The sequence below is a fragment of the Paenibacillus xinjiangensis genome, assembly GCF_059686975.1.
The window spans coordinates 19,639-31,038 of the sequence record NZ_JCAALS010000045.1; the positions used below are offsets into that span (position 1 = coordinate 19,639).

At 48.7% G+C, this 11,400-nt stretch carries 14 protein-coding genes; 8 read left to right on the forward strand and 6 right to left on the reverse strand.

All coding sequences use genetic code 11. The features are described 5' to 3' along the window. Positions 1 to 24: 24 nt before the first annotated feature. Positions 25 to 303: a hypothetical protein gene (locus AC6ESP_RS28525; protein WP_497100156.1), complete on the reverse strand. Its 279-nt coding sequence runs from the start codon at positions 301 to 303 to the stop codon at positions 25 to 27. Between the two features lie 176 nt (positions 304 to 479). On the opposite strand from AC6ESP_RS28525, the gene AC6ESP_RS28530 reads away from it, so the two are divergent. After that, a complete protein-coding gene (locus tag AC6ESP_RS28530; RefSeq protein ID WP_497100157.1) occupies positions 480 to 1,502 on the forward strand; it encodes an LLM class flavin-dependent oxidoreductase in 1,023 nt (340 codons plus the stop codon). A 91-nt stretch (positions 1,503 to 1,593) separates the two neighbouring features. Here AC6ESP_RS28530 and AC6ESP_RS28535 read toward each other — a convergent pair whose 3' ends face one another. After that, entirely contained in the window at positions 1,594 to 2,628 is a 1,035-nt protein-coding gene (locus tag AC6ESP_RS28535) for an SMI1/KNR4 family protein (RefSeq protein WP_497100158.1), read from the reverse strand. 60 nt (positions 2,629 to 2,688) lie between these two features. Between AC6ESP_RS28535 and AC6ESP_RS28540 the strand changes: the two genes are divergently transcribed. Next, positions 2,689 to 2,958, forward strand: a complete 270-nt coding sequence (locus AC6ESP_RS28540) for a hypothetical protein (protein ID WP_497100159.1) — start codon at positions 2,689 to 2,691, stop codon at positions 2,956 to 2,958. Positions 2,959 to 3,032: 74 nt separating this feature from the next. On the opposite strand, the gene AC6ESP_RS28545 is transcribed toward AC6ESP_RS28540, so the two are convergent. From AC6ESP_RS28545 to AC6ESP_RS28560, 4 genes are all read right to left on the reverse strand, one after another. Further along, positions 3,033 to 3,278, reverse strand: a complete 246-nt coding sequence (locus tag AC6ESP_RS28545; protein ID WP_497100160.1) for a hypothetical protein — start codon at positions 3,276 to 3,278, stop codon at positions 3,033 to 3,035. Positions 3,279 to 3,306: 28 nt separating this feature from the next. Continuing rightward, complete coding sequence (locus tag AC6ESP_RS28550; protein ID WP_497100161.1) at positions 3,307 to 4,401, reverse strand: hypothetical protein; 1,095 nt, start codon at positions 4,399 to 4,401, stop codon at positions 3,307 to 3,309. A gap of 87 nt (positions 4,402 to 4,488) precedes the next feature. Then, complete coding sequence (locus AC6ESP_RS28555; RefSeq protein ID WP_497100162.1) at positions 4,489 to 5,967, reverse strand: ATP-binding protein; 1,479 nt, start codon at positions 5,965 to 5,967, stop codon at positions 4,489 to 4,491. Further along, complete coding sequence (locus AC6ESP_RS28560; RefSeq protein ID WP_497100163.1) at positions 5,964 to 6,659, reverse strand: response regulator transcription factor; 696 nt, start codon at positions 6,657 to 6,659, stop codon at positions 5,964 to 5,966. The genes AC6ESP_RS28555 and AC6ESP_RS28560 overlap by 4 nt, the downstream gene beginning before the upstream one ends. Positions 6,660 to 7,033: 374 nt before the next feature. Between AC6ESP_RS28560 and AC6ESP_RS28565 the strand changes: the two genes are divergently transcribed. From AC6ESP_RS28565 to AC6ESP_RS28590, 6 genes are all read left to right on the forward strand, one after another. Further along, positions 7,034 to 7,246, forward strand: a complete 213-nt coding sequence (locus AC6ESP_RS28565; RefSeq protein WP_497100164.1) for a hypothetical protein — start codon at positions 7,034 to 7,036, stop codon at positions 7,244 to 7,246. 23 nt (positions 7,247 to 7,269) lie between these two features. After that, positions 7,270 to 7,899: a hypothetical protein gene (locus tag AC6ESP_RS28570; protein ID WP_497100165.1), complete on the forward strand. Its 630-nt coding sequence runs from the start codon at positions 7,270 to 7,272 to the stop codon at positions 7,897 to 7,899. After that, positions 7,896 to 9,092 (forward strand): glutathionylspermidine synthase family protein, encoded by a 1,197-nt coding sequence (locus AC6ESP_RS28575; protein WP_497100167.1) that lies wholly within the window; start codon positions 7,896 to 7,898, stop codon positions 9,090 to 9,092. Before AC6ESP_RS28570 ends, AC6ESP_RS28575 begins: the two co-directional genes overlap by 4 nt. Then, the gene (locus AC6ESP_RS28580) at positions 9,093 to 9,737 is read left to right on the forward strand and encodes a signal peptide protein (protein WP_497100168.1); all 645 of its coding nucleotides are present in this window, start codon (positions 9,093 to 9,095) and stop codon (positions 9,735 to 9,737) included. Further along, on the forward strand, positions 9,734 to 10,126 hold the full coding sequence (locus AC6ESP_RS28585) for a DUF350 domain-containing protein (RefSeq protein ID WP_497100169.1): 393 nt from the start codon (positions 9,734 to 9,736) through the stop codon (positions 10,124 to 10,126). Before AC6ESP_RS28580 ends, AC6ESP_RS28585 begins: the two co-directional genes overlap by 4 nt. A gap of 123 nt (positions 10,127 to 10,249) precedes the next feature. Beyond that, positions 10,250 to 11,272, forward strand: a complete 1,023-nt coding sequence (locus AC6ESP_RS28590) for a potassium channel family protein (protein WP_497100171.1) — start codon at positions 10,250 to 10,252, stop codon at positions 11,270 to 11,272. Positions 11,273 to 11,400 lie beyond the last annotated feature (128 nt).

Below are 11,400 nucleotides of genomic sequence, written 5' to 3' on the forward strand. Positions count from 1 at the left end.
TTGTTCAAGTGCGAGATGCTCTTATTAGCTTCTCATTGAAACAGGAATCAGATCCTGCTCCGTAATTTGAGAATCAAACAATGCTGCATTTTTCTCAAAGCAGTTGCAGTAGTAGTCTTTGCGACAGAGCGGGCAAGGTACGTTAAGCATACGAGTTACGCCTGTCAGCTTCCACTCTGGGTTGCTGCGGTAGAACAGCCTTGCCTTGGAGCCTTCGCTAAGTGTCATAATGAATTGGTATAAACCGGAATTCAGATCTTTGTCCGCTAAGGTTACACTCTTAATTTGCAGTTTTGAATTCAAGATTTTCACCCTTACTGTTCGTATTCAAGATTGTGTAATAATACCCTTTATAGGCGCCGAAGTCAATATTTGCACCTATATTAGGGTACATTCGGCATTTGAATTTGGCTGGTGTATAATCGGACATAGATGGTTTTCCCGCTTGAGCAACGTCATTTATTCGGAGGTGCAGCACTTTGATCAAACTGGGTGTATTAGACCAGTCCCATATAGGAGAAGGCCAGACGGCCTCTCAGACCTTAGCCAGCACAACACGTCTGGCGCAGGAGACGGAAAAGCTCGGCTACAGCCGCTTCTGGATTTCCGAGCATCATGCAGGCAGAATGCTCTCCTTCTCTACCCCTGAGATTCTGATTGCCCATCTGGCGGCAGCCACTTCTCACATTCGCGTCGGGTCAGGCGGTGTCATGCTGCCGCATTACAGTGCCTATAAAGTCGCTGAGAATTTCAAGCTGCTCGAAGCGCTTCATCCCGGCCGCATCGATGTCGGCCTTGGCCGTGCACCGGGCGGCATGCCGCTCGCTACAAGAGCGCTGCAGGAAAACAAATACGTCGATATCGCCAAATATCCACAGCAGATTATGGATTTGGTCGGTTATTTGCATAACAAGCTTCCAGACGGTCATCCTTTTGCTGGGCTGCATGCAGCACCGAGCATCCCTCAGCCGCCAGAGGTGTGGCTGCTCGGCTCCAGCTACGAGAGCGCCCGAATTGCCGCGCAGCTTGGAACCTCTTATGCATTCGCTCAATTCTTCGGAAGCCCTGGCGGAGAAACGGCAATGAAGCATTACCTGGACAACTTCACACCATCGATCACGAACGAGCATCCGCATGCTATGGTCGCTGTGCTTGCTATTTGCGCTGAGACTGAGGAAGAAGCCAATGAGCTCGCCTTCAGCACGGATTTATTCTTCCTGCTGCTGCGCGGAGGCGTGGATCAGCATGCCTTCCCATCCATCGCAACCGCTCGCGATTATCCGTACACCGAGAATGACTACATGATGATTAACCATATGCGGCAGAACCGTGTCATCGGAACTCCGGATCAGGTCAAAGCAGGCATTCACCGGCTGGCTGAACAATACCATGCAGATGAAGTGCTCATTATGAGCTCGATCCATGATCTAGAGCCTCGGATCAAATCCTACCAGCTGATTGCAGAGGCATTCGGACTGGAGAAGCCACTAGTGCCGAACTAGAAATATGAAGTAGGTTGCGGCAATTTCCCTAACCCGTTATGAAGCGAATTCCTCTGGAAAAGAAGGGATTCGCTTCTTTGGTTCGCGGACCTTAACCTTTTGCTGTTAACCATGTTCTCAGCGCTTTGGAGCCAGCAGAGTTCTCCGAGACATATGAAGATTCATATGTAGAGAAAGCGATCAAATCTTTCACATACGCTCCAGGGCACCCGACCTTTAACCAATTATCAAAAAAAGATTCAAAATCTTGCCCTAACCTCCACCCGTGATAATGACCTTCGCTTGATAAAAAAATGACTTCTCCTACATTATATTTCAAATCAATTGCATAATAGCTTCCCATTCCGTCTCGCGCAAAAACAAGTGAATAAGCCCAATGCTGCTTATACTCATCATCTAAATAATCAAGGTCGTCTCTCATGACATTGTAGTCTAATAATTTGTCCAAATCCCAGAGGCCATCATCCAAGAAGCCGCCCCCTTGTATTTTTAGCTCCGATTCTAATTCGCTTGCATCATAGTACTCTTCATTATTCAACATGCATGCTTCATAATTCAATACGCATGCTTCCGATTCAGGAACGTGCCAATAGAAGTGAAGCCTTTTGGCGTAACCCATTAATACAAGCTTGAACGATTCGGGAATGGCTATTCCCAATTGCGCCTCTACCGTTGCAATTTCCTCTTCGGTCGCTTGAGCATCGACATTCAATAGGCCTCTCCCATTTCGCCGAATGGAAGCTTCTATAGCCATTTCCATGTTTTTTGTCCATTGCTTATAATCTATACGTCCAGTAGTCCTAGGACTAGTCACGGCAGACAATCCTTCTTTTTCTCTTGGTTTATATACCTTTCCTTCAAAACGTATCCAATGTGGAATTTCCTCTTCATCCACTGGCATTTCCAGTTTAAAATGTTTGTGTTCCTCCAAAAAATGCATGCCCTGTGAAGTGACTTCATACTCGTTATTAGAATTAAAACGAATTTTTTTAAGAGATTGGATCAATCCCTTTTTCTCAAGAACGAGTAAAAAAGGATTAAACTCCGTTTCTTTCATTTTATAAAATTCCGAAGTAGGCGTAACGCCGCTTTGAATTTTACTCAGCAGGCTGAATAACAGTCTCATATACAGCACCTCCAATTTTTCCTCATGATACGGAATGGTACGTAATCATTTTCCTTATTCGTGAAGCTAGTTGCGCTAATTCTACGGCTTCGCTGCCTAGGCAAGTCATTCAAGCAGATTAGCGAAACCATTGTCCTTATTGGTGAACATCGTTTCTCTAATAAGGAAATTATTTGCGCTAATGGATATACTGCTGCTGTTCACCGACCCATTAAGGAATTGACGTTCACGAACAGCGAAAATAGTTACTCTATCCCGCTAGCGCCTCTGGATTGTCGTCCCATTAAAGATCCGATCATCGCATCAGCAACGTTGAGAGGCCTCACTTAGATAGTACATCATAGTGACGAAAAAAACCTTTAAGTCCGCTGCTTCTGGCAGCATGACTTAAAGGTTATTTCTCGTTATTCCATACCCGCAGCGGGTAGACGCTCCAGCCACTTGCCGCATACGATGGCGGCCTCGCGCCGCAGGATTGCAGCGACCCGATCTGCAGCGGCGGTGAACAATCGTTCATCGCGAAACAGCCTTAGCAGCAGCTCCTTGGCCGCTTCATGAGCCAGCTGCTCTGACTGCAGCAAGCTATAGCACAGCCGATAGCCGATGATCTCTATTTCTCTCAACCGCTTCAATCGCTCGTTACGATTCACGCTTGTTCACCTCCGCTTTCACTATTCTTTATTTGAGAGTAATCACATAGGAGTTGAATTGGCGCTGCTCATCATCATAGGTGGATGCTACGAGCTTCTTGCCCGATGGACTCCAGCTAAGCTGATCTGCAACATACTTCACATCCGACTTCACAGACGTTGCTTCGCCGCTCACACTATCCGCTACATAAATGCCACTCTCGCCGCCATTCTCTGAGGTTAAGCTGTACGCCAGCTTCGTGCCATCAGGTGACCAGCTCATACCGAATACTTGAGTGGCGCTGCCGAGCTCAATCGGATCTTTCCCCTTCGTATCGGTGATGGTCATCGTCCTTGTCGTCTCGGAGGTGCGCTTAATGATAGCGAGCTGCTTCTTCTCCGGTGAAGGGTTAACCCATACCACATTGTCCGCGAGCTTCTCCGGCTGCTCTTCGCCTGCTCCTTGGAAATACAACGTTTCATTAGCTACATAATAGACGCCACCCTCACCCGCAGCAGCTGAGAAAATATAACCTTCCGTCTGAACGACTGTCGTCTGATTGCCCTCGATATCCGAGACTACTACTCTGCCGTCGTTCGTGATGAACATGACATGAGTGGCATCCACCCATTCACCAGATGTCATGCTGATCGTGTCATCACTGACCTTCACCGACTCTTTCGTTGCCAGATTCATAATATAGCCGTGTGCTGTTTCCTCCACATTCTTTTTGTAGAACAAATAGTTGTGATCGGGAGACAGAATAGCGCTGCCCTGATGAGCCGCTTCGGAATGAAGCACCTGACTCTCCTTCGATTCCAAAGAATACGAATACAGGTTATTCGGATACATCTCCGTTCCTTCAATGCTTATTTTATCCTCATCTTCGTTAGGCTTCAGAACAACAAGCTGATCATCGTAGAGGAATGTAAGCCCCCGCATATTCTCGAGCGTCTGAATTTGACTCACCGCTACCTTCGTAATCGACTGCGCAGGCGGCTCCATCACTGTGATGACCTTGTCTGGCTTCTCGATTGTCTCCCTTGATGGCTCGCTTCCTCCTCCGCACGCTGTCAGCATAAGAGCAGCGCAGCATGCCGCCGCACCAACTGTAACCCATTTCTTATTCCATGTATGCAACATCATTCATTTCCCCTCTCATCGGTATGCCTTAACTGTACAGCGCCGATGTTTCAACACCATCTCGGAATGTATCCAACTTGTAAACAATTACGACCGATGCAGCGGTATTGTTACACAAACAATTGTCCCGGTCTCCGCCTCTGCCTTACTCCGATGAATAAAGTGGAGCTTGCCCCCTTGCGCCTCAATCAGCTGCTGAACGAGGGATAGCCCGAGACCCGTTCCGCCGGATACGCGTGCTCTATCTTTATTGACTGTGAAGAAGGGTTCGAAAATCTTATCGCGCGCTTCTTCAGGAATACCTATTCCAGTGTCCAGTACAGATATCGTCACTTGTCCATCAGCAATTGCTGAGCTTACGACGATACGACCGCCAGGCACATTATATTTAATGGCATTATCGATCAGATTTACGAAAATATGCATCAAGCTCTCGCGGTCTGCCCATACGACAGCAGGCTCCAGTTCAGTTGCGAGCACGAGGCCGAACTTGGCCGCCTTCCCGCCCATTCGGGCGCACAGATCCAGCAAGAGCTCGCGCAGCTCTACCGCTTCTGCCTGATTCTCGAATTCATATTTCTCCAAAGCCGACAGACGAAGAACCTTATCAACCATTTCATACAGACGTTCGCTTTCCTTGCCAATGCTGCCAACGGCCTCATCCATCAGCTTAGGATCATCCTTATACATACCAAGCAGATCGACGTAGGCTCTAATCGATGTCAGCGGGGTTTTGAATTCATGGCTAATATTGCCGATGAACTGCTTCTGCTGCTTCTCCAGCTGCTGAAGCTTGCCGATCGCGAGCTCCAGCTTATGCTGTTCCTCCTGCATGTCTCCGATATGCTTCTTAATCGAGGAGCTCATATAATAGATATCCCGGCTTAGCTCGCCAAGCTCATCCCTCCGCTTAACGGGCGGCTTTTCCAAATATTCGCCCTGACGAATGTGATGAGAAGCTGATCTTAATCTGGATATAACGGAAGCCAAGCGAGCAAAGTAACCATATCCGAGCATGAATCCAACTGCCAGCACAATGAGGCCCGCAGTAATAAACAATTGCCGAATCGTCTCGACGAACTGTAGATCGTCCTGCAAAGAATAATGCAGCTGAACGACACCCATTAGGCCATCATCCCCACGGATAGGCGAGAAATACACAAGTGAATCACCTGAGGTCTGATACGCTATTTTACCGTCCAACGCATACCCAAGTGTATCTGTCAGCTTCTCATTCTCTCCTTCAACGGGGAGTGAATTGCCCGCTTCCTTGCCGCTGGCATCGTACAGCGTTATTCTCATATCAGTCAGCCTGCTTATATATAACGCCAAGCGCTGACCCTTCTGTGCCATGAACTCATCTGCTTCAAGCTGATTATCCCCTGATACAAGGTTCTGCTGGATATATTGCTCGGCTATCTCTGCTTGCTTCGCAAGCTGCGCTTCAATTCGCCGCTGTTGATCCAGCTTGATCCCGCGCAGCACGAGCACGCTTAACACACTGACCGTAAGGATGAGGAGAATAACGAGGACTAGGCTCATTTTCAGCTTGATGCTTATTCTCATGGGCGATCTCCTGATGCTTTATAACCAATGCCATATACGGTCTGCAGCAGCTGCTGCCTGTTGTCTCCAAGCTTCTTGCGAAGGCGCTGAATATGAATATCGACCGTTCTCGTGCCGCCAACGTATTCCATGCCCCACACCAAATCGAGCAGCTCTTCCCGTGTATACACGCGTTCAGGATGGCTTAGCAGCAAGGCGGCTAGATCGAATTCCTTCGGTGTCAGCTCGACTAATACACCACTCAGGGCAAGGCTTCGCTGCGAGGTATGAATGCGTATAGCACCGACTTCAATAACAGCAGCCTGACTGTCTGACTCCATCGTCTTCTCAACCCTGCGTATGAGCGCTTTGGTTCTTGCGAGCAGTTCGCGCAGGTCGAATGGCTTCGTCATGTAATCATCCGCACCCAGCTCTAAGCCAAGCACTTTGTCGACAATATCATTTTTGACCGTAAGCAGAATAATGCCTACCCCTTTGCGATTCTCCAGCCTCCGACACACCTCATAGCCGTTCAGCTTCGGCATCATCACATCCAGAATAATGATATGCGGCTGGAATGTCGCTGCTCTTGCAAGCGCCTCTTCCCCATTCCCTGCCGTCTCTACCTCATAGCCTTCACGGCGGAACGCATACGATACGGCACTTACAATGCTCGGCTCATCATCGACCACCAGTATTTTTTTATTCTCCATCTATAGCACCATCGCTTTCTGCACACTTACACCATTAATACCCAGTCTCTCTTCTATCCTAATCCTTCAATGTAACGTTAGAATATCGAACTTGTTTCCAAGTTGTAAACAAAGTGCTCTAAGTGGAGAGCATATTACCTATTGTTAGTATGGATGTAACGCAAGAATCCCATTACAGCTAGTTGTTGAATATCCGCTCCTATATGGATTAGCCTAAATCTCGTATCTGTTAGGATGTATGTACTCTGATCTCGATAAATGCGAGAGCTTGTGCTACAGATTCCCTCCTCCCATTTATCCGAAACATATACCTTATTTGCATCGTATTAGGTATAATTGACGAGGAAATTTTGTGAAATTAAGGGGATGCTTAGGTGGAGAATGGAATGGTTGTCGTACTAATGGAGAAGCGTCCAACCGGCGAGCTTCTGCAGATTGAGGAACGTACGTGGACGATGAATATGGTGGCTGCCTTGGAGCATATCAACTATCTGATCGTTGGCGGCCGTGAGTATGAAACGATTGAAGGCAGGCTGAACGTCGATACGGGTCGATTGGAGCTTTTGGTAGTTCCTATGCATGCTTAAGGAAGGATAAGGAGGAATTCGGCTTGACACAAGAAGATAATAAACCTATACCTGCGCGCCTGTTCACCTCAGACGGCAAGCCCATTCGGGTGCTGTCTACGTCGCTGGGCGTCGCATTGCTGGCGAATGCCATATTCAGCACAGGCGTTTCTGCAACCGCCGTGGAGCAGCCTAAGCTAGTGGAATGGTCTTCCGAGGAAGTGAAAGCTTATTTCGATGCGAATGTGGACTGGAGCCTGCCTCTTCCGGTGCTCGATGAGGCTGGAGAAGAAGAGGAACCGTCGGCATCTGGCAGCGGCGGTACGACTGTCGTCCATCATTACAACTCCGGCTTCGGCTGGGATGATCTGCTGCTCTATCATCTACTATTCAATAGAGGAAGCAGCTATTCTTCGAACAGCTATTACAGCAACCGAAATACATATTATTCGAGTAACAAATCGAAATATACACCCAAAGCCTATTCAAGCGACAAGTTCCAAAATAAGCAGGTCGCTGGCTCTTCCGTGCCACCTAAGACATCTGTCTCAACAGGCACCATCATCAAACGCTCGACTTCCTCGCAGCCCGGAGGCATTGGCGGCAAGTCGAGCGGGCTCAGCTCCAGCAGCTCGAGCAGCAAGGGCAGCAGCAGCAGCGGTTTCGGCGGATGAAAAAGGATGTTTTCACCTTACAGACAGAGCCTCAAGCTGATCGAACCTCCCGGGTGGAGCTGCTGAGACAGCTCGGTTTCGGCTGGGCCGATCTTGGCGAAGAGCACTACTGGATTGATCAGGTAGTGGCGCTGGACCGCATGGTGTACGAGGAGCTGCAGGAGGCCTCTAGCATGCTGTGGCTGATATTCGATCGCGCCGTGCGGTATATCCACAGAAACCACGGGCTGTATGAGCTCATTGGTATCCCTCCTATCCTGTGGGAAATGGTTGATCAGGCGGATCTTCCGGAGGAAGGGTTAATCAGCCGTTATGCTCGATTTGACTTCGCTATTGATAACGAAGGCATGATCAAGCTTCTGGAGCTTAATGCGGATACCCCTACCGGATATGTGGAGGCCTCTATCGCAACTCCATGGCTATGCCAAGAAGTAGGGATCGATTCACCCAATTCTTCTATGAAAGAAAGAATTGCAGCCGCATGGGCTGTAGAGCGTCCAGATACAGCGGCATGTGTTAGTTATGGTGAGCATGCCGAGGATTCAGGCACAATTGAAGCACTTGTTCGGCATAGCGGAATCGAGATTGCCTGCCGAGATTGTCTAGAGCTATATGTGGATGACGGCCATCTGAAAGACGCCGAAGGACGTATTATCCGCCGTATGTTCGCCTTATATCCGAAGGAGTGGATGGCGGTGGACGATGGTGGTGACGCTCTAGCCTACGCTGTGGAGCGCGGACATCTGGCACTATTCAATCCACCTCTTAGCATCCTGCTGCAGACCAAAGGACTGATGGCGGTCATATGGGGATTGCACGAGCTCGGCCAGCTCTATAACGAAGAAGAGCGACAAGCGATCAGACGCTATATGCTTCCCACTTACAATAAACCTGTATTCGAGGGCAGCTTCGTATCCAAATCCATGTTTGGTCGTGAAGGCGGCTCTGTTCGCTTGTTCAATGAAAGCGGCGAATTAGAGCTCGAGGACCAGGAAGGATACGATACGAGCAAGCTATTCCCTATGGTATATCAGAAGCGTGCACAGCTGGCTCACATCCACACTTCAGCAGGTGAGCTTCATCTGCTGACAGGCATGTTCGTCATTAACGGACAGCCTTGCGGCATGCTGGGACGCGCAGGCGGCCCAATCACTGGCAATGCCAGCCATTTCATTGCGATAGGAGTAAACTAAATGCGGGAATATCTTAAGAGACGACGATTATTGCTAGCCGGATTGCTACTCGCTTGCATACTGGCTCTCACAGCGTGCAGCTCTAATAGCACTTCTGTATTCTCTACCTCTAGCGACACTTCGTCTGCTGAAGCAGAGGGACCAGCTCGCGTTCCATGGGATTACCAAATCGTTCAAAGCACGGTGGGTGATCTGCTCGGAAGCGATATGACGATTCTGCCAGACAATACGTTAATGCCTAATGACAGCAATTATGCGACAGGCGACAAGATCTGGACGCTCCAATACATGGATGCCGAGATCATCACAGACGCACAAGAGCGCAATGAGATTCGCCTATCAGGCTGGAGAACGATTAAGACCTTCAAGGATGAGGAAGCTGCGAATACGGATCTATCGAGCTTAAAGCTGGAGCTGACGACTGAGCTTGATCTTATAGGGGTATACAAAACAGAGTTCGAGGGTCAGACGCGTCATTTTGCCATTGTTGAGCTGCCTTCCGGCAACCGGATCAAGCAGCCGATAGACGATAAGCGCTATGAGTCCTTGTTCAAACAGAAAAAAGTGAACGTCATGCTGGAGGAAGTGCATGATTTCGCAGATTACGACCTGGCATATGCTAAATTTCGGGGGTGGGCAAATTGACGATTGTTATTAATATTGTAGTTAGTGTCGTTGTTATTATTGGGCTTCAATTGCTGGGCATGATTATATTCAACTGGATTACGCCTTACAACGATATGGCAGAGCTCAAAAAGGGCAACATTGCCGTAGGGCTTGCGCTTGGCGGGAAGTTCATGTCTACCGCCATCATCCTGGGTGTCTCTGCTTATACGAACTCATCGATCTGGTTCATGATGCTATGGTTCGCAATCGGTTATGTCTGCCTTGTCGCTGCTTATTATTTGTTCGAGCTCCTCACTCCGAGCTTCAAAGTATCGGAGCAGCTCGTACAAGGCAATACAGCCGTCGGCATTCTGTTGTTCGCCATCTATGTCGGCTTCGCCTTTGCTATCAGCAGCTTGATTATTTAAGGCAATGACGATGAATAGAGTTAACGTCCATCCCAATACGTAAGCACCAATAATTACAAAGAGAAGGCTGTAGCACTAACAGGCAAGCTTCAGCCTTCTCTTGTCTCCTGAAAGGGGAACGCCATGCTATTCCTACGCTTACTGTCCACCAAGCTGCTGCAGCTGAGCAAAACGGCGATCACGGTCAGCATTCTGCTCTTCGTCACGATCAGCACAACACTCGCGCTTATTCTCGAACCGGAGACGTTCGGCACATGGTTCAATGCTCTATATTGGGTACTGACCACCATGGCGACGGTAGGCTATGGGGACTATTTCATGGTCACGGTATCCGGCAAGATACTAACGATCTTCCTGTACCTCTTCGGCATTGGGCTGCTAAGCCTTGTTATTGGCAAAATCATTGATTCCATAGCTGCAATGCAACGAAAGAGAGGAGCCGGAATATTGAGCTTTCTAGGTAAGAATCACATCATCATCATTAATTGGAACAAAAAAGCACAGATTGCCGCTGAAGAAATTCTCGCTCACTCCAAGGAGATGTCCATTGTCATTATTGACGAGAGCAACAGCCATCCAATGGCTCATCTGTCCCAAGTGCATTTTGTGAGCGGAGATCCTTCGGAGGATGATATTCTCGAGCAAGCGGGCCTTAGCCGAGCAACAGCCGCTATTATCTTCGGTGATATGCGCATTGACGAGTCCTCCCTAGTGGACGGCAAATCGCTGTTAATCGCATCCAGCATTGAGAGACTAGCTCCTCATGTCCACACCACGGTGGAAATTATGCAGGAGAAGCATATCCGGAACTTCCGTCATGTGCAGGTGAATGAATTCGTGCTGTCTCATGATGCCGTCTCGCGGCTGGCTGTACGTTCAGCCATGCAGGAGGGTAATGCTGAGGTGCTTCGTCAGCTAATGAGCAGGCAGTATGGGGATGATATTTACGAGGTGCCGCGTAATCCTGCTTGGCGAACGTATGAGGATGCCTTCAAGGGACTTCTCGAGCACGGCGCTACCCTGCTGGCTGACCGAGGCGACCTCGGAATCAATCGTAAGCTCCACTCTCCCATTCCCGTGGATGCAAAACTGTACATGATCTGTGACGAGGAAACGTATAAACAGCTGATGGCGAAAAGCCATTAAAGAAAGGGCTGCCAACAGGGAGGCCACTGAAGAACTTGTAGTTTTTCGGATTAGCTAAGTGACACGAATAAAAAGACGGCTCTCACCCCCAGTTTTTGGGAATAGAGCCGTCTTTTTTAATCTAAATA